Below are 23,762 nucleotides of genomic sequence, written 5' to 3'. Positions count from 1 at the left end.
CGTCAGTGGACTGACGGTTTTTCTATCGGCAAAATTACCAAAAATCAACCAACACGATAGTTAGGCGCTTCTTTAGTAATCGTTACGTCATGAACATGTGATTCAGACATACCTGCTGAAGTAATTTTTACAAATTTCGCATTTTGACGAAGATCTTCAATCGCAGCAGAACCTGTATAACCCATAGATGAACGTAAACCGCCCATCATTTGATGTACGATGTTACCCATTGGACCTTTATAAGGAACACGACCTTCGATGCCTTCTGGTACTAACTTTTCAGCACTTGCTTTTGAGTCTTGGAAATAACGGTCAGCAGAACCCGTCGCACCTGCCATTGCACCCAATGAACCCATACCACGGTATGCTTTGTAGTAACGACCTTGGAAAAATTCAACTTCGCCTGGTGCTTCTTCAGTACCAGCAAGGAGTGAACCTACCATGATCGTGCTTGCGCCTGCGCCAATCGCTTTCGCCATATCACCAGAGAAACGAATACCACCATCCGCAATCAAAGGAATTTGATCTTTCAATGCGTTTGCAACGCTATCGATGGCAGAAATTTGTGGCATACCAATACCAGCTACGATACGTGTCGTACAAATTGAGCCTGGTCCGATACCCACTTTTACCGCATCTGCACCTGCATCAAGCAATGCCAATGCCGCATCACCTGTTGCAATGTTGCCACCAATCACTTGAACTTGTGGATAATTGGCTTTTACCCAACGTACGCGTTCAATCACGCCAGCAGAATGACCATGTGCAGTATCGACCACAATCGCATCTACACCTGCATCGACCAATGCTTCTACGCGGCTTGGTGTCTCAGCACCTGTACCAACTGCTGCACCTACACGTAAACGACCTAGATCATCTTTACAGCTATTTGGGTAGCTTTCAGCTTTACGGAAGTCAGTTACCGTAATTAAGCCTTTAAGTTCGTTGTTTTCACCAACAACTAAAACTTTTTCAATACGATGCTTTTGTAGCAACGCTTGAATATTTTCTTTCGACTCACCTTCACGCACAGTCACCAAACGGTCTTGAGCCGTCATGATGTTACTTACAGGCTGCTCAAGATTGGTTTCAAAGCGTGTATCACGACCTGTGACGATACCCACGACTTTGCCATCTTTGACAACAGGTACGCCACTAATATTATTCGCTTGGGTAATCGCAATGAGCTCACGAACCGTGGTTTCAGGCGTCACTGTAATGGGATCTTTCACCATACCAGCTTCAAATTTTTTCACACGGCGTACTTCAGCTGCTTGTGCTGCAATATCCATATTTTTATGCAAAATACCAATACCACCGTTTTGCGCCATCGCAATCGCCATACGAGACTCAGTCACCGTATCCATTGCAGCAGAAACGAGAGGAATATTAAGTTGAATTCCGCGAGTTAAACGTGTCTTTAAGGAGACATCTTTTGGGAGAACAGTAGAGTAGGCAGGAAGTAATAAGACATCATCGAAGGTCAAGGCTTCTTGAACGATGGTCAGCATAACAATCTCACTGGTAATTTCCGTGAGCTATTATAAACAAATTTCGATGTGATTTTCATTTTCTATGAAGAAAATAATTCAATAAACTGCGCTTAGCATCCTTCAAGGCATCTAATTTTTAGCTAAAAAAATGACTGTATTAACAAACTTGATCGTAATTCTCATTATTTTCAGAATGTTGCGGCTCAAGTTGGATTAAGGGAATCAAATGATGTGCAATACGTGCTTTATTACAATGATCATCTGCAATTTGCACCTCTTTGCACGTTGAACTCCGTGAAGCATAAATCGAGCAACTCACCTGCTGCCCTACCTCGCCTTGTAACGCAATACATTTTACTTGAGGTTGATTCGTTCCTTTCATACATGAATAAACCGAAGTCAGGGGTTCTACCATGTTTTCTGGCATAAGCTCCGCCTCAGCCCAATAAAAGGAAACTCGATAATTCGCACAGCATGCGCCACAACTGACACATGCATCTGAGCTTGCAACTTGAGACAACATTTTCTTAAAATTCTCGTTATCAAATTCATTTTTGTTACTTGAATCCTAAGAAAAGTCATTTATGAAAACAAGAGCTTATTCTTTTTAATTTATGGATGAATCAGTCATTTTAATACACCTAATCAGTTAACTCATTTCTGTCGGCATGCTAAAAACATATTGGTTCATAATGTCTACACCACACTCTAAATTTTCGATCCAGTCCAAGAATTGATCAATCATTGCCTTACCGACAAAAGCTGTACCATGCTGTGGAACAATCATTTCTAAATCCATTTGTCGTACCATATTGACCCATAATCGAATCACTTTGTTGGAACACATATAGCGTTGGTGAAAGCCTTTCATTTTTTTAATATGCGCTTCAAAGTCGATAATCGGCAGACTAGCATCTTCAACAATTGATGCGCCCATATCACCTGAGAAAAGAATCTTTGCAGTTGGGTCATAAAACTGAAAATTTCCGACTGAATGTAAGAAATGCGCAGGAACAGCAATAATTGTCGATTCACCCAAAGGAATAACTTGACCTGTATCTGGCAGTTCGATCAAACGTTCTTCCCAATTACCTTTCATTCGATCACTCATAAAAGCGGAATTGAGATGTGGGAGGAAGCGCGCCCATAATTTTGATGCAACAACCTTTGCATCGGTGTACACCAACCAACGCGGCATTGAGGTAATAATGTCGGGATCCTGATGCGATGCCATCACATAATCTAAGTTTTTCAATTTGGTATAACGATTAAGTTCCATCGTGAGCGGTACATAAGTTAAATCACCACCTGGATCTAAAACAGCAGCACGATCATGATCAATGATTAAAAACTGATTGGCTTGTATTCCCTCACCTTTCACTAAACTGGTAAAACTTATACATTTATGCGTACCATTATCAAATAATATTTGTGATGTTGTTCGTTCCAAGCTCATAGCAACCCCATAAAAAATCTTTAAATATGAATTATTTTAATTCCATAATAAAATAATGGGATTCAGCTTTGGTTTCAATCATATCTTGGATATTTATCATAATTTATCAAGTAATCGTTTTTAGTTTTATTGCTTGGTTTTAGATAACGTATCGATTAAAATAATAACCATTCTCATTAACATCTTGCTTTGTCTTGATCTCCTCCTTTTTGGAATTTTTCTATGTTGTTCACTCGCCCAACGTTACTTACAGTCTTCATTTTGAGTTATATGACAAACGCTGCGTATGCAACGGAAGATCAAAGTAATACCCTCCCAACCATTTCCATCAAGGCTCAACAAGATAAAAACAATGATTATGTGGCGACACAAGCAACATCCACTTTGAAATCAAGTGCACCCTTATTTAAGACAGCGCAATCTGTTACGGTGATTACTCAAGAACAATTACAACAAAAACAAGCTCAAAACTTGGCTGATGCACTAAATGGCGTTGCAGGGGTCGTCTCAGGGCAACTTGGAAGACGGGGTTGGGATGATTTTATTATTCGTGGGCAAACCTCATCTGATCAGGTTTTTATTGATGGGTTACGCCAAGGTCAAAGTACCTTTGTTGCTACTGAAATTTCAGGCATGGATCAAGTTCAAGTTTTAAAAGGACCTGCATCGGTTAATTTTGGTTTAGTGCAACCAGGTGGTATGGTAAATATGGTTACCAAACGTCCTCAAGCTGAGAGCTTTTATCGTAGCGCTTTTACCTACGGCTCACATCAACTCAAGCAAGCAACATTCGATATCAATTACAGTCCGAATGAAAGTGATAAAGGTGCTTTTCGCTTAAATGGTCGCATCTCTGATCAAAATGATCCGACCGACTTTGTTTATTTTAAAAACTACTATATCTCACCTTCTTATAATTTTGATTTTGGCGATAAAACCGATTTATCTGTAATAGCCAGCTTCCAACATCGCGAATATTTACGACAACAAGGTTTACCAGTCTTAGGTACTTTATTGAATAATCCAAATGGTGCGTTGAATTCCAAACTATTGATTAGTGAACCATCGCATGGTGCTTATGAAGCCGATGTCTATCGTGTAGGTTTTAATTTTGTACATCGCTTTGATAATGATTGGCAATTTAAACAAAACTTTGCAGTGCAAAAAACGGAAATGCTTGGACCTGCTGTATTTGCAGCAACAGGTAAAAGCTTTTGGGCAAAAAACAAAGAAGGTAAAATTGATTACACCACAATCCAACGACAAGGGCGTTATCAAGATGTCGATAACTTAAATTTTTCTATCGATAATCAATTACAAAAAACTTTTAATTTTGGTAGCACCTCACATGAATTCACGGTGGGAATTGATGCCATGCAAGAAAAAAGCGATTACATCAATAATCGTTGTACAGTGGGTAATTTGAATCTCTATCAACCTGAATACAATACCAAGGTAACTTGCCCAGAAACGCCGACCAACCATGATATCAACCGCCTCAGATATACAGGGTTATATTTACGTGATCGAATTCAACTGAATGATCAACTGGTTTTGAATCTCGCTGGGCGACATGATTGGACGGAAACAACCAATCAAAATCTAGTTAAAAATAGCGAAACAACCCAATCTGAGAATGCATTTACAGGTAATGCCTCATTGCTTTATAGCATCAATGAAATCGCAGCACCTTATGTCAGTTATGCAACCTCATTCCTCCCTGTAAGTGGTACGGATTTTTATGACAATGCATTTAAACCTGAAAAAGGCAAACAAATTGAGGTGGGTTTAAAACTACAAAGCCTAGACCAACGCATTCAAGGCAGTATCGCTTGGTTTGATTTACGTCGCCAAAATGTTTCCGTAACTGATCCAATCAATACGAGTTTTAAAGTACAACGTGGCGAACAACTGACACGTGGTATAGAAACAGAGCTTGCAGCGTATTTATTTGATCAACTCAAAATTACCGCGGCTTATACCTATACGCCTGATGCAGAAATTAGCAAAGATACTCAAGCTGAGAATATTGGTTTAACTATAGATAATGTTCCAGAACATAGTTATAGCTTATCTACACGCTATCGTTTTGAACCCAATTCAAATTTAGGTTGGTATGTAGGCGCTGGCGTTCGAGGTGAAAGCAAAAAAAGTGTCAACGGTTTAACAGTCGATATTCCAAGCTACACTTTGTTTGATACTGAAGCTGGTTACGATACTGAACATTGGGGTGCACAGCTGGCAATACGCAATATGTTTGATATAGATTATTATGCTGGTGCGCTCAACGAGAACTTAATTACTTTAGGCAATCCACGCCAAATTAATTTTACAGTGAAGTTTAATTATTAGGGTGTGTTGACATTTCATAGCGGTAGCCAAATAAATATACAGGCTAAAGCAACTGAATTTTCGTAGTTCCGCTTTAGCTTGTCATAACGTGTTGCAATTCCCCTAAATTGCTTGAGTCTAGCAAAGGTATTCTCCACTAAGTGCCTGATTTTATATAAGTGCCAGTCCATATAATCATTGTTCGATCGTGTATTGGATTTCTTTGGAATATTTGCTTTAGTCGCTGTTTTTTCTATCTGCTCTCTCAATAATTCTGAGTCATATCCTTTATCTGCACAAAGCACATCGGTATCTTTTAAATCAATGCTATCGACTAATGCAGGTGCAACACTCACATCATGGGTGGTGCCATCATGAATGAGAAATTGGATTGGGTTCCCATTTGAATCCACAGCTAAATGGATTTTAGTACTGTTTCCACCGATGCTTCTTGAAATAGCTTGATCCTTGAGTCCTGTAGCATGTTGATGTGCTCGAATATGGCTAGCATCAATAAACACCCATTCTAGATCAGCATGTTTTGATAATAATTTAAATATTTTTAGTAGCTTATTATCTTTAGACCACCTGGTGAATCGTTTAAATATGGTGTTGGACTTACCAAAAGATTCAGGTAAATCTCGCCAAGGACAACCTGTTCTAATTCTATAGAGAATGGCTTCAATAAAATTTCGAAGATTATGTTTGAGGTAGATCCCCAAATTGTGGACAATAGATTTCAGCTTTAACCAGTGTTGATCATTCAGCATTGTACGAGTCATAGCGAGGAGTAAATTTGGTTTGGCGATTGAATTTTACTTTCTCGCTATTTTTTTGCACAGCAAATGTCAACAGACCCTAATTTTCTCTCGACATAAAACATGCACCTGCTCAACAACAGGTGCATTTTTGAATAAGATTAAGCAAAATAATAATGCTGAACTAAAGTTGAAATACCTACCACCAAGAAAATCGCTGCACCGATTTTATGGATTAAAGAGATTGGTAATTTATCAGCCAACTTATTACCAATAAATACTGCTGGAGCGTTGGCAAGCATCATCCCGACGGTAGTACCACACATGACCCAGAATACACTGTCAAAACGTGCAGCTAAGGCAACCGTTGCAATTTGGGTTTTATCACCGATTTCGGCCAAGAAAAATAGAATAAAGGTCGCGCCAAATACACCAAATCTCTGCCATTTATTGATGCTTTCTGTTTCATCACCAAGTTCATCAGGGATCAACATCCAGATCGCCATCCCGATAAAACCAAGTGCTAGTATCCAAATCAAAATTTCAGGACTGAGAACTGTAGTAATCCATTGACCAAAAACAGCAGAAATACCGTGATTAATCGTGGTTGCTAATAAAATTGCGATGAGGATTGGAACAGGTTTTCGGAAACGTGCTGCTAACAATAAAGCGAGTAATTGTGTCTTATCACCCATTTCAGCAAGGGCGACGATTGAAGTAGAGATGAGAAATTCATACATAGTGAATGCTCTGGCTAGCAATATATACCGATGACCTACCCCTCCTGCTAGCCAAAATCAATTAAATTGATGCAGAGTGGTAAATCAAAGGTCTTGCCAACAAAAGCACAGCAAAATAGCTGTTCTTGGTTCTTTGCTATGATGACCATGTTCTGTTGAACAATTATGTTGATCATCACCTCTTTACTTTGCGTAAAGAGCGGCTACTCCCCAATGAAGTGTCTTTATTCTATCAAAGAACTTTATTTTTTTGAATCTTTAAGTCCAAAATTTTTGGTAACTCCACATTAACAATCGAACCAGACCTAATAGTAGAGCTAAATAAAAGCTCAAACCTAAAAAGCCAAAACTATCCCAACCACTGCTCGTACTTAAATTTTGTGCCTGATATTCCATTGCCATCAAAACAGTTGCAAGTAATAGTTCGATTCCCATCACAACATAAAGCACCCATTCCGATGGAAAATGCAGAAAACTCACCCATAATCCCATGAGCACAAAAACTACTAGCAATAATGGCAACATGACTCTATAAATCGCAAACATTTCTCCACCTCAAATTCAGTGTTTAATTCCTCATTGCCAATATTCAGATTGATAGCAAATAAAATAGCGTTTTTCTATATTGAATAAAAGAAAACCCCGCCTAAGCGAGGTATTCTTCAATCAATTATTCGTTACAGCAGTAAGCTACGAATATCTTTTAATAGCTTGGTCAACTTATTGGTAAAACGTGCTGCATCAGCACCATTAATGACTCGATGATCATATGACAACGATAATGGCAACATTAAGCGTGGATCAAAATCTTTACCATTCCATACAGGTTGCATGGTTGCTGGAGAGATACCCAAAATTGCGACTTGAGGCCAGTTCACTAAAGGCGTAAATGCAGTTCCACCAATACTACCTAAGCTCGTAATGGTAAAGTTGGCACCTTGTAAGTCTTTCGGTGATAACTTGCGATCACGCGCTTTTTGACTGAGTTCAGCCAGTTCCATCGCGATTTGCTTAATAGATTTTTGATCAGGATTACGCAGCACTGGAACTGTTAAACCATCAGGTGTAGCGACTGCGATACCCATATGAATTTCGTTACGTAACAACACTGACTTTTGATCATCTGCCAAATGACCCGCGAAATAAGGTTCTTCTTTTAACAAGTGAGCAACCGCTTTCGCGATGAACGCTAAAATAGTTAAGCTAATTCCTTGTTTTTTGAACCCATCTTTCAGTTCACCGCGCCACGCTTCAAGCTCAGTGATATCCGCCAAGTCAAACTGAGTCACTTGTGGGATAAAGTTATTCAATGACAATTGCGGTACAGACACTTGCTGTAAACGCGTCATCGCTTTCACTTCACCACCACCAAATGCATTAAAGTCTGGCAACTTTGGTAAGCCTGAAGCAACAGGTGCAGCCTGTTTAGGAGCAGCTTGCGGTGCAGTTAAACGAGTTTTTACATAAGCAAAAACATCGTCTTTCATCACACGACCGTGTTCGCCAGAGGCTTTGACCTGCCCAAGAACAACACCCAACTCTCGTGCCAATTTACGCACGGCTGGACCTGCGTAGACTTTTGCATTGTCAGCTTCTTGCTGTTTAGTCAACTTCTCAGCTTGTGCAGGTTCACTTGGTGCTGCTGTCGCTGCCGCCTGTGGTTTTGCTGGTTCAGCTTGAGTAGCAGGCTTAACGGCTGGCTGAGCCTTTGGTACTGCTGGAGCAGCAGCCTGACCACTCACCTCAATCGTTGCCAAAGCCACGCCTTGACGAACTTCTTGATTAGCAGAGACATGGATTGCTTTCACAATCCCTGATACTGAACTTGGCACTTCAACAGACGCCTTATCTGACTCAACCACACATAGGCTTTGTTGAGCTTCAACGCGATCACCGACATTGACCAAAATTTCTGAAACAAGTGCTTTTTCTACACCTAGATCTGGTACTTCAATTTCAACATTACCTGTTGAGGTATTGCTTGCAGCTGGTACTTCTGTAGTTACGACTGGCGCTTCTGTTTGAGCTGGGGCTGCTTGCGGTTTAGATGACGTTGCAGCGCTCGTAGTCTTGACCTGAATCAATACTACGCCTTCTTTGATGCTATCGCCTTCTTTAATCTGGATCGCTTCCACAATCCCCGCAACCGAGCTTGGTACTTCTACAGTCGCCTTGTCTGACTCAACCACGACAATACTTTGTTCTGGCTCAATCTGATCACCGACTTTGACCAGTACTTCTGCAACCAATGCTTTTTCTACACCAATATCTGGAACTTTTACATCTACAACCTGGCTTGCTGTCGCTGTTGGAGCGGCAGCTGGTTGTGCTTTTGTTTCAGCTTCGACAGGTTTCGCTTCTGCTTTTGGCGCTTCTGACTTCGGTGCTTCGTTTGCAGGGGCTTCAGCAGAAGACTCTGACTCTAGTTCGATCAATGCGACGCCTTCAGTAACTTCATCACCCTGTTTAACCAGAATACTTTTCACGATACCTGTCGCAGTGCTTGGTACTTCTACCGTTGCCTTATCCGACTCTAAAACCAGAAGGCTATCATCAACTGCAACATGGTCGCCTACTTTGACCAAGATTTCTGCAACGAGCGCTTTATCTACGCCAATATCAGGTGCTTGGATTTGCATGATTATTTCCCCTCACCTGTTTGTGTTTCATTGTATTCAGCAACGGCCTGAACTTCTGGATGCGCTTGTGGCGCCCATGCCACTGGACGGTCAGTATCTAATTCAAAATTAGAAATTGCATCTTTGACCAAACGATTTTCAACTTCACCTTCATCCGCTAATTTTTTTAATGTCGCAACCACAATATGCGCAGCATCAACACCAAAGAAACTACGTAAGTTGGCACGTGTATCTGAACGACCGTAACCATCAGTACCTAATGCAACAAATGGACGACCATCTGGAAGATATGCACGGATTTGCTCGCTATACGCACGCATATGATCTGTGGCAGAAACGACGATACCTTCTGTTCCGCGTAACTGTTTAGATACCCAAGACTCTTTCACTTCTTCAGTAAGTGGGTGTAAACGGTTGTATTCTTCACATGCCATACCATCACGTGACAACTCATTGAAGCTGGTTACACTCCAAACATTTGAGTGAATTTGGTATTCATCACGTAAGATTTTCGCAGCTTTGATCACTTCACGAAGAATGACACCTGAACCCATCAATTGAACAGTTGCTTTTTCATCTTTTTCGAACAAGTACATACCACGTTTAATGCCTTCCTCAGCGCCTTCAGGCATTGCAGGATGCTCGTAGTTTTCGTTCATTACAGTGAGGTAATAGAACACACGCTCTTGGTTCACATACATCCGTTGTAAACCGTCATGAACGATTACAGCCAATTCATAGCCAAAACATGGATCATAAGATACACAGTTTGGAATGGTGTTCGCCAAGATATGTGAATGACCATCTTGATGCTGTAAACCTTCACCGTTCAATGTGGTACGACCAGCAGTTGCACCTAACAAGAAACCTTGAGCTTGTGCATCGCCCGCAGCCCATGCAATGTCACCAATACGTTGGAAACCAAACATTGAGTAGTACATGTACATTGGAATCATTGGCAAGTTATTGGTTGAATAACTGGTTGCCAACGCAGCCCATGCGCTCATCGCACCTGCTTCGTTAATCCCTTCTTGAAGCATGTGACCGTCACTTGCTTCACGGTAATGCATTAACTGTTCTTGGTCTTCTGGAGTATATTTTTGACCGTGAGCGGCATAAATACCAAGCTGACGGAACATCCCTTCTAAACCAAAAGTACGTGCTTCATCTGGAACGATAGGTACAACGCGATCTTTAATTGCTTTTTCTTTTAGTAAAGCAGCAATTAAACGAACCATTAACATCGTAGTCGATTGTTCTTTACCACCTGAGCCATTTAACACAGCATCAAATACAGATAATTCAGGAATCGCTAAAGTTTCACTCTCACGACGACGTGCAGGTAGGTAACCACCTAATGCTTCACGACGCGCCTTCATATACTTCATTTCAGGAGAGTTTTCACTTGGGCGATAGAATGGAAGTTCTTCTAACTTATCGTCTGTAAATGGCAAGTTGAAACGGTCACGTACATATTTCAAAGAGTCGATCTGCATTTTTTTGATTTGGTGAGTTTTGTTCACCGCTTCAATTTCTTCAGATAAACCATAACCTTTAACTGTTTTCGCAAGAATAACGGTTGGTTGACCTTTGGCTTTCATTGCTTCTGCATAGGCAGCAAAAACTTTGTACGGGTCATGACCACCACGGTTAAGATTGTCGATATCTTCATCGCTTAAATCTTTTACAAGTTCCGCAGCTTCTGGGTACTTGCCAAAGAATTTCTCACGTGTATATGCACCGCCTTTCACTTGATAGCGTTGATACTCACCATCAACTGTTTCATCCATAACCGCTTTTAAAGCGCCTGAGCTGTCTTTTGCAAGAAGTGGATCCCAATGACGACCCCACACCACTTTAATGACTCGCCAGCCCGCACCACGGAATAAAGATTCTAATTCTTGAATAATTTTACCGTTACCACGTACAGGACCATCTAGGCGCTGTAAGTTACAGTTCACCACCCAAATCAGGTTATCAAGCTTTTCACGACCAGCAAGTGAAATTGCACCTGTACTTTCTGGCTCATCCATCTCACCATCGCCTAGATAAGCCCAGACTTTACGATCTTCTTCTTTGATCAAGCCACGATTCATCAAATATTTTTGAATGTGCGCCTGATAAATCGACATGATTGGACCAAGACCCATCGATACAGTAGGGAACTGCCAATAGTCTGGCATTAAATATGGATGCGGATAGCTTGGTAAACCGTTACCGCCAACTTCACGGCGAAAATTACTTAACTGCTCTTCATTTAAACGTCCTTCGAGGAAAGAACGTGCATAAATACCAGGAGCACAGTGACCTTGGTAATAAATCATGTCACCGCCAAAGTTATTGCTGTTTGCGCGGAAAAAATGGTTAAAACCAACATCATATAAGGTTGCAGACGATGCAAAACTTGCAAGGTGACCACCTAAGTCATCGCCTGTTTTATTGGCACGTAATACCATCGCCAATGCATTCCAGCGAATCAGCGCACGAATACGACGCTCCATATCTTGATCGCCAGGCATTGCTGGTTGTTCTTCAACTGAAATCGTATTGAGATAAGGTGTATTTAAGCGTTGGATTGGAACATGTTTCGCAATTGCCCGTTGATACAGTTTTTCAAGTAAGAAAGCAGCGCGTTCCGTGCCCATATGTTGTAATACTGAATCAAATGCTTCTTGCCATTCTTGGGTTTCCTGCGCGTCAGAGTCGCCATAAAACGCCATACAATTCACCTTTTCCCTAGAGTTATTTTGTCGGTAGTATTTTTATCATATTTTAGCTTGATAGAGATATTGCCCCAAATGAATACAAAACTCCCTAATATTTTCTCACTAAATAGTCATTGACCTAATTGAAATAAAAAAAGTAAAAAATCGCCAATAAAGGCGATTTCAATCAATATTCTTATTTAAAATATTTTTTAGTTACATTAAGGCAACAAAGCTAAATAAGTAGAAGGGTTTTTACGCTGACCATCTTTCACAACTTCAAAGTGTAAATGTGGTCCTGTACAACGCCCAGTACAACCAACGTTTGCAATATGCTCACCAGCACCTACACGATCGCCTGCATTCACCATCAAACGTGATGCATGTGCGTAACGAGTGATGTACCCATTGCCATGATCAATTTCAACATATTGCCCATAACCAGTGCCCCACCCTGATTTTGTTACAACACCAGCGCCTGTAGCATAAATAGGAGTACCTGATGGTGCAGCTAAATCAACACCAGAGTGATGACGGGTTGAACCAAGCAAAGTACGTGTGCCCCACGATGAGCTAACGCGACCTTCTTGTAAGGGATGGCTCACTAGCCAAGAGTAACCTGTAGAAGAGAACGATGGTGCATTGTCTTGAGTTGAAATAGCCGAACGACCATATTTCTTTTCAATCATTGCATTATTCAGTTCAATGGTTTTTTCACGTAATTTAACTGACACATTTGAAACAGCTGGAACATCAATATCATCTGGATGATTGTAAGAACCTTGAGCCAAAGTTTTAGACAATTGTTCTAAACGATCATTATCTGTGGTTTGACTGATATTTTGATAATCTGCAAAAGCAACCGAAGCAGCTGACGCAGCCAATGAAAATGCGAGTAAAATACGACGCGTATGATGCATAAAAAACCTCTTGAAACCGTCCTTAAAAGTTCCTTTATCATCTCTTCCTTGATAACAGTCGAACCTAATGCTTAAGATAGACATCTAACCTCAAAGGAAGCCGACATGTCTGAACCCAGCAATGTTTTCCAACAGAAAGGACAACACATAAAAACTGGAAACTTAACGTTTCTGACTACGCAAGTGACCCAATGGAAACAACTTACGAAAATTATTCAACCTTTATTACCCCAACCAGAGCAATGGCAGGTTGTTTGTTATCAACATGGTATCTTGATCATAACAGGTGAAAATCAAGCAATGATTAGTCAACTGAGTTATTTACAAAGCCACTATGTTGCGCAGTTAGCTCAGCTAGAAGGACTCAAAGAATTACGAAAAATTCAAGTTCGGTTAAGAAACAAAATACTTGCCCCTCGTGAACCTTCTCCCCCATCTAAACCACTTTCTTCAGAGACTCAAGAGCAATTACGCAGTGCCGCTGAATATGTGAGCGACCCTAAGCTTAGCCAAGCTTTACTACGTTTGGCAAGCAATAAAAAGTAAATTCCTTCTCTTAAGTTGCGGAATCTACAATTAATTTATGTGATGAACATCTCAATATACTTTGTTATAACATAACATAGGCAAGAAAAGACAATGACTTATGTCACACTTACATAAGGAATTGGACAATCACTCTCGTTATTAAATGTTACAATTTCATAGCTGCTTGGATCATTTTGAACATTGCGCAATAACTGATTATTGAGTGCATGACCCGATTTATATCCATCAAACTTGGCAATAATTTGATGTCCCAATAAGTAAAGATCGCCAACTGCATCTAAAATTTTATGCCGCACAAACTCATCAGCAAAACGTAAACCTTCTTCATTGACAACGCCTGTGTCATCGACCCCAATGGCATTATCTAAGCTCGCGCCCAAAGCCAAATTATTGGCTTTTAAATAATCCAGGTCTTTCATAAAACCAAAGGTTCTGGCTTCACTGACTTCATATACAAAGGTTTCAGTTGAGAAATCAATACTGACCGACTGATATTCTTTAGCAAATGCTGGGTGATCAAAATCAATGGTAAAATTAAGTTGAAAGCCTGCATGAGGTGTAAAAATAGCGTGTTTATCTTCAATAAGTGCTTCAACAGGTTTTAAAATTCTTATAAATTTCTTTGGTGCATTTTGTTCAGCAAGCTCACCTTGCATTAACAAATAAATGAAAGGACCTGCGCTACCATCCATAATAGGCACTTCAGACGCAGAAACTTCTACAATCAGATTATCAATCCCTAAGCCCGCAATTGCACTCATCACATGCTCAATGGTTCCGACTTTAATATCATCTCGCACGAGGTTAGAGCACATGAACGCTTCTTGGATCAGTAATGCATTTGCAGTAATATCAACAGGCGGATTTAAATCGATACGGCGAAAGACAATACCTCCATCAATATGATGCGGAACAAAATTAATCAACACCTTTTGACCACTGTGCAGACCAATACCGCTCGCTTTCACCACACGCTTGAGAGTCCGTTGTTTCACCATGCCATGCCAACTTGATTTGCAAAAACCGATATAAGTTAGCATATTTTGCCATTTTAAAAAAATAAAAAAGGGCCCGAATTCGCGCCCTCTTTCTCTAAATATATGATTTTGTTATTTACGCTGCTGATTTTTCAAATAATCTTGAATACTCATTGGCGAAGAACGTGGCGTAGAACTTGGTGCAGCGCTCGCTGGAGCATCTGCATTTGCACGTTTACTAATCGCAGGAACATCGTCTTCGTCTACAGATTGTTGAGCAACCTGCGATGGTGTGTGCGATGGAACAACACGTTTTTTATGCTCTACTTCACTCGCATTACGTGTTAAACCTGTTGCAATCACCGTAACACGAAGTTCATCACGCGCATCTGGATCAAATACCGTACCGTAGAAGATTTCACCTTCATCAAGATCAACAATCTGATTCACAACATCGGTAATGATTTCAGTTTCACGTAAGGTAATATCATCACCACCAGTGATATTAATTAATACACCTTTGGCGTTAATAATATTCACGTTATCGAGTAATGGACTACGAATCGCTTGTTCAGCAGCTTGGCGAGCACGATCTTCACCACGACCTAAACCTGCACCCATCATCGCATAACCACGAGTACTCATCGCAGTTTTCAAGTCGGCGAAGTCAAGGTTAATATGACCACGATTGACAACCAAATCAAAGATACTGCGAACAGCATTTAGCAATACATCATCTGCCTTTTTATAGGCATCTTTCATTGAAATATCACCGTACACGCTCAGCAAGCGTTGATTTGGGATAATAATTAATGAATCAACATGCGCTTCTAATGCATCAATGCCTTTTTCAGCTGATTTTTGACGGCGACGACCTTCAAAATTAAAAGGTGTAGTAACCACACCGACCGTCAAAATGCCCATTTCTTTAGCAACTTCAGCCACAACAGGTGCTGCACCAGTACCTGTACCGCCACCCATACCAGCAGTCACGAAAACCATGTCCGTGCCTTCTAGGTGCTGACGAATCACTTCACGACTTTCTTCAGCAGCAATTTGCCCGACTTCTGGGTTTGCACCTGCACCTAAACCACGCGTACTTTGCTCACCCAATTGAATCTTGAATGGGGCATTCATACTGTCCAGTGCTTGTTTGTCTGTATTCGCGCAAACAAATTTTACACCTTGAATATCTGACTGCACCATGTGCTGCACAGCATTACCGCCACCACCACCAACACCAAATACTGTGAAACGGGCTTGACCGTTGCCATCGTCTAGTTCATCTTCTATAAATTCAAATGAGGCCATGACCTTTAAATTTCCTAATATATGTAAGTGGCAGTTACTTCAGCCCGTTACTGCCTTGATTTTTAAAACTACTGATGTCTAGGATGCTGTTCAATAATACCGAGCTTGTCAAGTACAGTGACTTAGTATTACAACTTCCTAACAATTTTTCCCCAAAATTCCTACAACCTTAAAATATCGCTTTAAGTTTGCTATTCAATGCATTCCAACCATTTGCAACACGATCAATAAAACTACGATCATTGGCTTCTTCAGGTTCTTCAATCGTATCTTGCAAGTCACTTTGGCTAAACATCAATAAGCCCGCAGCTGTTGCATACATTGAGCGACGTAAAGCCGGTAAATGTTGATCATCGGCATACACTTGCAACGGTGGATTACCCAAGTGTGCAGAAACACCAAGCATACGACGTGCCAAATTCACCATACCTTCAATTTGACATGCATCACCTGTAAGTACGACACCATGATATAAACCATGAATCGCACCGCTATGCTCTAACTCTTCACGAATTTGTGTAAAGATTTCTTCATAACGCGCAATAATAATTTCCGCAAGCTCAATACGACTAATGGTCTGTGGCCCATCAATCCCTTGTACTTGAATCATGTGATCTGGTTTCACCACACTTAGGTCAACACAACCATGTAAAATCTTAATGCGCTCGGCTTCTTCAGTCGTGGTTTGTAAAACTGCTGCGATATCTCGAGTCACATTTTCACCACCACGCTGTAAAGTGCGCGCCAGTGCTAATCGACCATCTAAATACACCGCAAGATTGGTAATTCCTGCACCAATATCAACTAAACAAACACCATATTCTTTCTCGTCTTTCAACAAGCTGGCTTCGGCAGTGGCTAAACATGAAACCACCATTTTTTCCACGCCGATATTCGCACCTTTCATGGCTCGATCAAGGTTTTGCATGGTACTAATTGGCATCATCATCAATTGATAATGTCCTGTCATACTATGTGCCGACATATTGACTGGGTTTTGTACCCATTCACCTGAGTCGCCCAAATCAAAACCTAAAGGCACAGCACTGGCTAAATAATAATCTGGAGAAACATGACTTGCTTTAGCTAACTCTAACGCTCTCACCACTTCATTTGTCGTAATAATATGATCGTGGTTTGCTACAGGCGTACGTCCTGAAGCATAAAAGCTTTGTAGCTCTGTACTTGGAATAGACACCCATGCACTATGGATACGGCATTCAGCCATATCTTCTGCCTCAGAGACTGCATTTTTAATTGCAGCAATCACCTTATCTAAGCTGACAATTTTGCCTTTAACCATACCTCGGTTGCGAGCAGTTGCCATGCCAATCACTTGGATCTTATCTGGTGCATGGACCTTACCAATCAAAACTGAGACTTTATGAGTCCCAATATCAATCGCAACAACTGAGGGAACAGCTTCACTCATTACTTCATTACCATATCTTTAATGTTGTTTAGGACCACTGCCCATATTTTCAAGCCATGTATTATGGCTTCGCCTGAATTGCACCTGCAAGACTTGTGTCATTAATCGTTACAACTAACTGACCGTTCACTATCTTCGGCGGTGTTGCATTTTTCCATTGAATCGCGAGACCATTTCGGTAACGCAAATCAATTGCCGAGATATTTGACCATACAGGTTTTAAATCGGTTTGTGCCAAATGGCTTAACCGTTGTAACTTATTCATGGTTTGATCTTGGTCAACAATAATCCGCAAACCTGAATCAAACTGCATAAACCATGTCATTCGCTCTGTTAAATACAACTCTTTTAATCTTAAATTCGCTGGATGAAACAATTGATTAATTTCATTATAGCGACGCATCATCATTTTGGATTGGCTGATCGGTCCATGTAAAAGTGGCAAATTTGGATGTGTGGTTGATACAGCCTCACTAAACACATCGCCATTGTCACTCAGCAAGCGCCCTGTTCCCCAACGTGCAATTGCATGACGCGGCATCACCCGCACTCGAATTGCATTTGGCCAAGCTCGTGACACCACTACACGGTCAACCCAAGACACTTTTAATGCTTGATCTCGAATCTGCTCTAAATCCGAAGTGAAATAATTATCTTTAATACTTGGATTTAAATGTTTAACTAGTTGTTGATTTTCAATATCTGAATTGGTTCCAACCACCTGCAATTCTGCAACGCGTGCATCTGTCATGACTTTATACAAACCATACAGACCAATTGCCAATACCACAAATGCAATCATCAACAATGCCCAGCCACCCGCATTCACCATTTTTTGTTTAGGCGAAGGCGGTTTCTCATGGATAGAGCTAATGGCTGGTCGTGTTTTACGACGCATTGATGCAGGAAGTTGAGCCATAAAAATTAAGCCGACTTCGTCAAAGTTTGCTCTAAAATTGCAACACAGAGCTGATCAAAACTATAACCGACCGCTTGCGCAGCCTTAGGCACTAAAGAGTGGCTGGTCATACCTGGCACGGTATTCACTTCTAACAACCAGAAATTACCTTGCTCATCCTGCATGGCATCAATACGTCCCCAACCCTCTGCACCGACCGCTTGGAAAGCACGTAAACACAAAGCTTGTAGGTTTTGTTCTTCTGACTCATTCAAACCAGAAGGAATACCATATTCCACATCATTACGTTGATATTTGGCTTCATAGTCATAAAAAGCAACGTCTTCGGGTGGTTGCAAACGAATCACAGGCAATGGCTGACCATTTAGGAAAGAAATCGTAAATTCACGCCCTGTAATCCATTTTTCTGCCATCACCACTGCATCATGCGCGGTTGCTTTTGCAATTGCTGCTGCAAAGTCTTCTGCTTTTTCAACTTTACTCATGCCAACACTTGAGCCTTCGTGTACTGGCTTGATAATCACAGGCAATCCTAGATCAGCAATCACAGAATTTAAATCGGTATCTTTGGTGATAATCCGATAAGGTGCAGTTGGTAAGTCGCTACCTTGCCAAATTTGCTTGGTTTTAACTTTATCCATACCGATTGCAGAACCTTGTACGCCCGTACCTGTATATGGAAGGTTTAACCACTCCAACACACCTTGGATCTGACCATCTTCGCCACCACGCCCGTGTAGCACAATAAAAGCACGATCATAGCCGACCAATTCGGTTACGCTGCGATCTTGTGGATCAAATGCTTCCGCTTGCACGCCTGAACGCAACAGCGCGTCTAAAACAGCTTGACCACTATCCAATGACACGGCACGTTCTGCCGATTTCCCACCAAACAACACAGCAACTTTGCCGAATTTTGCAGCATTTGACACGTTTATATCCTTAAAACTTTTCTAAATTCTCTAAATCTCCCCTATCCCTCTTTATGAAAGAGGAAAACTCCGCCCTTTGATTAAAGGAAGGCTGGGAGGGATTTTCTAAAACTATTCGGCATACAAGCGATGCTGAGCTAATTCTACTGAAATTGCACCCACGTTACCTGCACCTTGTGTTAATAACAGGTCATTCGCTTGTAACACTTTTTGTAAAACGCTTGGTAAATTACCTTCAACTGGATCAACCAATATCGGCTCAACCTCACCACGTAAACGAATACTACGTGCTAAAGCTCGACTGTCCGCACCAACGATTGGTTTTTCACCCGCAGAATATACTTCCAACAATAATAATTGATCAACTTGAGATAGCACATCGACGAAATCATCAAAACAATCACGGGTACGACTATAACGGTGTGGTTGGAACAGCATTACCAAACGGCGATCAGGGTGACTCGCACGAGCTGCTTTGATAGTAGCTTCTACTTCTTTTGGATGATGACCGTAATCATCGACCAATTTCACCAAGCCTTCACCCACTTCAAATTCACCTTGAACTTGGAAACGACGACCAACACCGCTAAAACCTTCTAAGGCACGACAAATTGCGCCATCAGACACACCTTCATCGGTTGCCACGCCAATCGCCGCAAGGGCATTTAAGATATTATGTAAACCTGGCTGATTAATGGTGACACTGAGTGGTTCACGATCTTTACGTAGAACAGTGAAGTGCGAACGCATACCATCTTGCACTACATCGACTGCACGCACATCATTATCTTCATTAAAACCATAGGTCACGACTGGACGACCCACGCGAGGTAAAATCTCACGAATGTTGGCATCATCGCCACAAACCACAGCTAAACCATAAAATGGCAAGTTATGTAAAAACTGAATAAAAGTATCTTTTAATTTATCAAAGCTACCTTCATAGGTATCCATATGATCTGCATCAATATTGGTCACGATTGCGGCCATCGGCTGCAAATACAAGAATGATGCATCCGATTCATCGGCTTCTGCCACAATGAAACGACTTTCACCTAATGCGGCATTAACACCCGTACTATTCAACAAACCGCCGATTACATAAGTTGGATCAAGATTCTCTTCCGCCAACATCGTGGTTAATAAACTGGTGGTCGTGGTTTTACCATGTGTCCCTGCAACTGCAATACCGTGACGATAACGCATCAACTCACCCAACATTTCTGCGCGGCGCACAATCGGTGTACGATGTTCAATCGCAGCTTTGATCTCTGGATTTTCAGGATCAATCGCAGTCGATACCACCAACACATTGGCATTTTTAATATTGTCAGCACTATGCCCAATATGAACTTTTATACCGTTTGCTTCGAGTTGAGCTGTCGTTTTAGACGCTTTAATATCTGAGCCTGAAACTTTATAACCTTGGTTGGCTAAAACCTCTGCAATACCGCACATTCCCGCACCACCAATCCCAACAAAGTGGATGTGTTTAATACGGCGCATTTCTGGCACTTTAATCAGCTTTTTGGCTTGGCTTGGATTTGTCGGGGACATAGATAAACTCGAATTACAATTTTTTAATCAGATCAACCACATGCTGCGTTGCATTCGGTTGTGCTTGTTGGCGTGCTTTGATTGCCATTTCAGAAAGCAGCTGACGATTCAATAAAGTCGCTAATAACTCATCTAAAACAGCAGATGTCATGCCTGCTTGTTGGCAAATTTTGGCAGCACCTACATTTGCCAAAAATTTAGCATTTGCAGTTTGGTGATCATCTACAGCGATTGGAAGGGGTACAAAAACAGCAGCAAGACCTGCCGTTGCGACTTCTGTTACTGTTAATGCACCTGCGCGACAGATGATTAAGTCTGCCTCACTATAAGCTTTTGCCATATCATGAATAAATGGCTCAACTTGAATGTTTAAACTTTGCGATGCACCTTGATATCGCACACGTGTTGCATCTTGCTGATTTTGTCCGCATTGATGGAACACATTTAACGGAATATTGACCTTTTTCAAGGCTTCGGGCAAACGCTCATTTAAGGCTTGCGCCCCCAATGACCCACCGACAATCAATATATTAATCGGTAATTGTTCTTGTTCACGGGTTTGATAACGCCATGACGGATTCAAAATTGCCGTAATTTCAGCGCGTACAGGATTCCCTGTCGTGACTACTTTATCACTAGTCGGGAAGGTATTTGGAAAAGCCTGACACACGGTTTTGGCAATGCGTGATAATTGTGTATTGGTAAATCCTGCAATCGCATTTTGCTCATGGATTAACACAGGAATACCGAGCAACCGAGCCGCCAAACCACCGGGTCCAGCAACATAACCACCGAATCCAGCAACAGCATCAATATTAAGCTGCTTCATGTAGCGCATCGCGCTTAAGGTCGCTTTTAAAATTTTAAAGGGTGCACTGATTTTGCGTAATAAACCATTACCGCGCACACCTTGAATATCAATTTGATAAATTGGAATATTTTGATCTTTGAGTAAGCGATTTTCCATTCCCGTAGGCGTTGCTAACCATGAGACTTGACAGCCTTCTTGTTGAAGTTGTTTGGCAACGGCAAGCGCAGGAAAAACATGCCCACCTGTACCAGCGGCCATCATCAAGACATGTTTAGGTTTGTTATGTGGTGAATTGGTCACGGTCTAATTCTTCAACTCAAAAAAGAAGGTTATCGTCTATTGTTTTCGGGAGTTATTCTAATCCTAAAGCTTCATTCACGAAAAGCGAATTTCACCTGTTTACAACAGAAAGCTATGCTTTTTTTAATTGTTAGTTAAAAACAACATCCTGTCTATATCTAAATGCCCATTTGCCAGTGAAATAACTTGAAATACAAACGGGCATTTCGGTCAAAAAAGATGCTTATTTAAACTGTGCGACCTGCTTCTAAGACATTAAATAGATCATCTGCAATTGATGTTCCAAATTGAGCATCAATTTCACGGATACAGGTTGGACTGGTGACATTAATTTCAGTCACATAATTTCCAATCACATCAAGCCCTACAAAGATCAGACCTTTTTCACGCAGGAAAGGTCCTACTTTTGCCGCAATCATTTTGTCATTTTCAGTGAGTGGACGCGCCTGACCTAGACCACCTGCTGCCAAATTACCACGTACTTCGCCATTTTGTGGAATGCGCGCCAAACAATACGGTATAGGTTCGCCGTTCACCATCAAGATACGCTTATCCCCTTCGACAATTTCGGGAATATAACGTTGTGCCATGATGGGACGTGTGCCCAATTCAGTGAGCATCTCCAAGGTTGCACCAATATTCACACCATCTTGGTATAAACGGAAAATCCCAGTCCCGCCCATACCATCGAGTGGTTTTACAATCACATCGCCATGCTCTTTGATGAACTCACGAATCAGGCTTTGTTGAGAGGTCACCAAAGTCGGTACTTGTAACTCTGGAAATTGAGTCGCGAACAGCTTTTCATTACAGTCGCGTAGCGATTGTGGTTTGTTAATAATCCACGTACCTTCACGTTCAGCTTGTTCCAAAATATAAGTGGTATAGACAAAATTCATGTCAAACGGCGGATCTTTACGCATCAGCACCACATCATAGTCAGCCAATGACTCTTTGCACTTCTCGCCTAACTCATAATAATGCTCGTAATCTTCGAAGACTTTAAGCGGCGAAATCAAACCAAAGGCTTTGCCTTGATCTATATATAAATCGTGCTGTAATGCATAACCCAATTCATGACCGCGACGGCTTGCCGACCATAACATTGCCATTGTGGAATCTTTCTTGAGATTCACCGTTTCAATTGGGTCCATCACTACAAGTACACGCATAATTTGACGCTCGTATTTTTAATCTTGACAAAAAGTATAGCGAAGTTTAGTGATGATGTTTAAACAAGTTATGTAATTCTTAAATCTAAAAAATTCTAATTTATTCAGATCACTAGATTCGATTTATTTAAATAGACCGTTTTCTGAGTGATAAAAATTGAAAAATTACTGGTAGATAATTTCGATACCAGTAATTTCTAAAGCATTCAATTTTATATTCAACTTATGCCAACAGTTTTTGAATATCTTTGCTAATTTTTTCAGGTTTAGTCGTTGGTGAATAGCGTTTGATGACTTCACCATTTTGGTTAATCAAAAACTTGGTGAAATTCCATTTGATGCTTTCACTACCTAAAATGCCTTTGGCTTCTGAAGTGAGATATTTATAAATCGGATGCGCATTTGAACCATTCACATCGACTTTGGCAAACATTGGAAATGATACGCCGTAGTTACGCTGACAGAAGCTGCCAATTTCTTCATTGCTTGATGGGTCTTGATTAGCAAACTGGTTACATGGAAAACCTAAAATCACCAAACCTTGTTGTTGATAATCCTGATATAGCTTTTCCAAACCTTCAAATTGTGGGGTTAAGCCGCATTGACTTGCAGTGTTCACCACCAATAAAACTTTGCCTTGATAGTCTGCAAAGTTCTTTTGCTCACCTTCTAAAAGTTCAGCCTGAAAATCATAAATTGTGGTCATACAACATCTCGCTCTGATTCAATCAATCTTATTTGCCCAATAGCTTTGTGTATT

General features: G+C 41.0%; 20 protein-coding genes and 1 riboswitch. Of the genes, 2 read left to right on the top strand and 18 right to left on the bottom strand.

What is annotated here, in order from left to right:
• Positions 1–44 precede the first annotated feature (44 nt).
• The 3 genes from guaB to NGC85_RS00790 all read right to left on the bottom strand — a co-directional run bounded on the left by guaB (position 45) and on the right by NGC85_RS00790 (position 2,949).
• Positions 45–1,511 carry an IMP dehydrogenase gene (guaB, locus tag NGC85_RS00800; protein ID WP_254804537.1) on the bottom strand — a complete coding sequence of 489 codons (1,467 nt, stop codon included), beginning with the start codon at positions 1,509–1,511 and terminating at the stop codon, positions 45–47.
• Positions 1,512–1,650: 139 nt separating this feature from the next.
• The gene (locus tag NGC85_RS00795) at positions 1,651–2,016 is read right to left on the bottom strand and encodes a YkgJ family cysteine cluster protein (protein WP_254804536.1); all 366 of its coding nucleotides are present in this window, start codon (positions 2,014–2,016) and stop codon (positions 1,651–1,653) included.
• 126 nt (positions 2,017–2,142) lie between these two features.
• A complete protein-coding gene (locus NGC85_RS00790) occupies positions 2,143–2,949 on the bottom strand; it encodes an MBL fold metallo-hydrolase (protein WP_254804535.1) in 807 nt (268 codons plus the stop codon).
• A gap of 222 nt (positions 2,950–3,171) precedes the next feature.
• Here NGC85_RS00790 and NGC85_RS00785 point away from each other — a divergent pair, with 222 nt between their 5' ends.
• On the top strand, positions 3,172–5,301 hold the full coding sequence (locus NGC85_RS00785; protein ID WP_254804534.1) for a TonB-dependent siderophore receptor: 2,130 nt from the start codon (positions 3,172–3,174) through the stop codon (positions 5,299–5,301).
• A gap of 14 nt (positions 5,302–5,315) precedes the next feature.
• Here NGC85_RS00785 and NGC85_RS00780 read toward each other — a convergent pair whose 3' ends face one another.
• The 6 genes from NGC85_RS00780 to NGC85_RS00755 all read right to left on the bottom strand — a co-directional run bounded on the left by NGC85_RS00780 (position 5,316) and on the right by NGC85_RS00755 (position 13,042).
• On the bottom strand, positions 5,316–6,062 hold the full coding sequence (locus NGC85_RS00780) for an IS5 family transposase (RefSeq protein WP_254730381.1): 747 nt from the start codon (positions 6,060–6,062) through the stop codon (positions 5,316–5,318).
• A 137-nt stretch (positions 6,063–6,199) separates the two neighbouring features.
• Positions 6,200–6,778: a TMEM165/GDT1 family protein gene (locus NGC85_RS00775; protein ID WP_004951316.1), complete on the bottom strand. Its 579-nt coding sequence runs from the start codon at positions 6,776–6,778 to the stop codon at positions 6,200–6,202.
• 83 nt (positions 6,779–6,861) lie between these two features.
• Positions 6,862–7,002, bottom strand: a riboswitch (yybP-ykoY riboswitch).
• Between the two features lie 34 nt (positions 7,003–7,036).
• Complete coding sequence (locus NGC85_RS00770) at positions 7,037–7,324, bottom strand: hypothetical protein (RefSeq protein ID WP_254804533.1); 288 nt, start codon at positions 7,322–7,324, stop codon at positions 7,037–7,039.
• 131 nt (positions 7,325–7,455) lie between these two features.
• Positions 7,456–9,417, bottom strand: a complete 1,962-nt coding sequence (locus NGC85_RS00765; RefSeq protein ID WP_254804532.1) for a 2-oxo acid dehydrogenase subunit E2 — start codon at positions 9,415–9,417, stop codon at positions 7,456–7,458.
• Between the two features lie 2 nt (positions 9,418–9,419).
• On the bottom strand, positions 9,420–12,137 hold the full coding sequence (gene aceE, locus NGC85_RS00760) for a pyruvate dehydrogenase (acetyl-transferring), homodimeric type (protein WP_254804531.1): 2,718 nt from the start codon (positions 12,135–12,137) through the stop codon (positions 9,420–9,422).
• A 206-nt stretch (positions 12,138–12,343) separates the two neighbouring features.
• Positions 12,344–13,042 carry a M23 family metallopeptidase gene (locus NGC85_RS00755; RefSeq protein ID WP_005052506.1) on the bottom strand — a complete coding sequence of 233 codons (699 nt, stop codon included), beginning with the start codon at positions 13,040–13,042 and terminating at the stop codon, positions 12,344–12,346.
• 105 nt (positions 13,043–13,147) lie between these two features.
• On the opposite strand from NGC85_RS00755, the gene NGC85_RS00750 reads away from it, so the two are divergent.
• Positions 13,148–13,588 (top strand): hypothetical protein, encoded by a 441-nt coding sequence (locus NGC85_RS00750; RefSeq protein ID WP_005052508.1) that lies wholly within the window; start codon positions 13,148–13,150, stop codon positions 13,586–13,588.
• A 98-nt stretch (positions 13,589–13,686) separates the two neighbouring features.
• Here NGC85_RS00750 and lpxC read toward each other — a convergent pair whose 3' ends face one another.
• From lpxC to NGC85_RS00705, 9 genes are all read right to left on the bottom strand, one after another.
• Positions 13,687–14,589 (bottom strand): UDP-3-O-acyl-N-acetylglucosamine deacetylase, encoded by a 903-nt coding sequence (gene lpxC / locus NGC85_RS00745; protein ID WP_034710945.1) that lies wholly within the window; start codon positions 14,587–14,589, stop codon positions 13,687–13,689.
• A 111-nt stretch (positions 14,590–14,700) separates the two neighbouring features.
• Entirely contained in the window at positions 14,701–15,879 is a 1,179-nt protein-coding gene (gene ftsZ / locus NGC85_RS00740) for a cell division protein FtsZ (protein WP_005052514.1), read from the bottom strand.
• A 169-nt stretch (positions 15,880–16,048) separates the two neighbouring features.
• Positions 16,049–17,311 carry a cell division protein FtsA gene (gene ftsA, locus NGC85_RS00735; RefSeq protein ID WP_005052516.1) on the bottom strand — a complete coding sequence of 421 codons (1,263 nt, stop codon included), beginning with the start codon at positions 17,309–17,311 and terminating at the stop codon, positions 16,049–16,051.
• A gap of 61 nt (positions 17,312–17,372) precedes the next feature.
• Complete coding sequence (locus tag NGC85_RS00730; protein ID WP_005060182.1) at positions 17,373–18,230, bottom strand: cell division protein FtsQ/DivIB; 858 nt, start codon at positions 18,228–18,230, stop codon at positions 17,373–17,375.
• Positions 18,231–18,235: 5 nt separating this feature from the next.
• Entirely contained in the window at positions 18,236–19,162 is a 927-nt protein-coding gene (locus tag NGC85_RS00725; RefSeq protein ID WP_254804530.1) for a D-alanine--D-alanine ligase, read from the bottom strand.
• Positions 19,163–19,273: 111 nt separating this feature from the next.
• Entirely contained in the window at positions 19,274–20,719 is a 1,446-nt protein-coding gene (gene murC, locus NGC85_RS00720; RefSeq protein ID WP_005060186.1) for a UDP-N-acetylmuramate--L-alanine ligase, read from the bottom strand.
• Between the two features lie 13 nt (positions 20,720–20,732).
• Positions 20,733–21,830: an undecaprenyldiphospho-muramoylpentapeptide beta-N-acetylglucosaminyltransferase gene (gene murG, locus NGC85_RS00715; protein WP_254804529.1), complete on the bottom strand. Its 1,098-nt coding sequence runs from the start codon at positions 21,828–21,830 to the stop codon at positions 20,733–20,735.
• 227 nt (positions 21,831–22,057) lie between these two features.
• Positions 22,058–23,002, bottom strand: coding sequence for a glutathione synthase (gene gshB / locus NGC85_RS00710; RefSeq protein ID WP_254804528.1), 945 nt, complete (start codon positions 23,000–23,002; stop codon positions 22,058–22,060).
• A 223-nt stretch (positions 23,003–23,225) separates the two neighbouring features.
• Positions 23,226–23,708 (bottom strand): glutathione peroxidase, encoded by a 483-nt coding sequence (locus NGC85_RS00705; RefSeq protein ID WP_005052532.1) that lies wholly within the window; start codon positions 23,706–23,708, stop codon positions 23,226–23,228.
• Positions 23,709–23,762: the final 54 nt, after the last annotated feature.

This window comes from Acinetobacter sp. Z1 (assembly GCF_024296945.1).
Lineage (GTDB): Bacteria > Pseudomonadota > Gammaproteobacteria > Pseudomonadales > Moraxellaceae > Acinetobacter > Acinetobacter beijerinckii.
The sequence above is the reverse complement of the archived record's forward strand: the minus strand, read 5'-3'. Positions and strand labels throughout refer to the sequence as shown.

Bases quoted from the DNA above. Each gene is read 5' to 3' on its own strand.
- NGC85_RS00755 (WP_005052506.1), bottom strand. From the start codon at position 13,042: ATGCATCATACGCGTCGTATTTTACTCGCATTTTCATTGGCTGCGTCA.
- NGC85_RS00770 (WP_254804533.1), bottom strand. From the start codon at position 7,324: ATGTTTGCGATTTATAGAGTCATGTTGCCATTATTGCTAGTAGTTTTT.
- ftsA (WP_005052516.1), bottom strand. From the start codon at position 17,311: ATGAGTGAAGCTGTTCCCTCAGTTGTTGCGATTGATATTGGGACTCAT.
- NGC85_RS00795 (WP_254804536.1), bottom strand. From the start codon at position 2,016: ATGTTGTCTCAAGTTGCAAGCTCAGATGCATGTGTCAGTTGTGGCGCA.
- murC (WP_005060186.1), bottom strand. From the start codon at position 20,719: ATGTCCCCGACAAATCCAAGCCAAGCCAAAAAGCTGATTAAAGTGCCA.
- ftsZ (WP_005052514.1), bottom strand. From the start codon at position 15,879: ATGGCCTCATTTGAATTTATAGAAGATGAACTAGACGATGGCAACGGT.
- gshB (WP_254804528.1), bottom strand. From the start codon at position 23,002: ATGCGTGTACTTGTAGTGATGGACCCAATTGAAACGGTGAATCTCAAG.
- NGC85_RS00790 (WP_254804535.1), bottom strand. From the start codon at position 2,949: ATGAGCTTGGAACGAACAACATCACAAATATTATTTGATAATGGTACG.
- NGC85_RS00730 (WP_005060182.1), bottom strand. From the start codon at position 18,230: ATGGCTCAACTTCCTGCATCAATGCGTCGTAAAACACGACCAGCCATT.
- guaB (WP_254804537.1), bottom strand. From the start codon at position 1,511: ATGCTGACCATCGTTCAAGAAGCCTTGACCTTCGATGATGTCTTATTA.
- lpxC (WP_034710945.1), bottom strand. From the start codon at position 14,589: ATGGTGAAACAACGGACTCTCAAGCGTGTGGTGAAAGCGAGCGGTATT.
- NGC85_RS00775 (WP_004951316.1), bottom strand. From the start codon at position 6,778: ATGTATGAATTTCTCATCTCTACTTCAATCGTCGCCCTTGCTGAAATG.
- NGC85_RS00765 (WP_254804532.1), bottom strand. From the start codon at position 9,417: ATGCAAATCCAAGCACCTGATATTGGCGTAGATAAAGCGCTCGTTGCA.
- NGC85_RS00785 (WP_254804534.1), top strand. From the start codon at position 3,172: ATGTTGTTCACTCGCCCAACGTTACTTACAGTCTTCATTTTGAGTTAT.
- NGC85_RS00780 (WP_254730381.1), bottom strand. From the start codon at position 6,062: ATGACTCGTACAATGCTGAATGATCAACACTGGTTAAAGCTGAAATCT.
- NGC85_RS00750 (WP_005052508.1), top strand. From the start codon at position 13,148: ATGTCTGAACCCAGCAATGTTTTCCAACAGAAAGGACAACACATAAAA.
- NGC85_RS00705 (WP_005052532.1), bottom strand. From the start codon at position 23,708: ATGACCACAATTTATGATTTTCAGGCTGAACTTTTAGAAGGTGAGCAA.
- aceE (WP_254804531.1), bottom strand. From the start codon at position 12,137: ATGGCGTTTTATGGCGACTCTGACGCGCAGGAAACCCAAGAATGGCAA.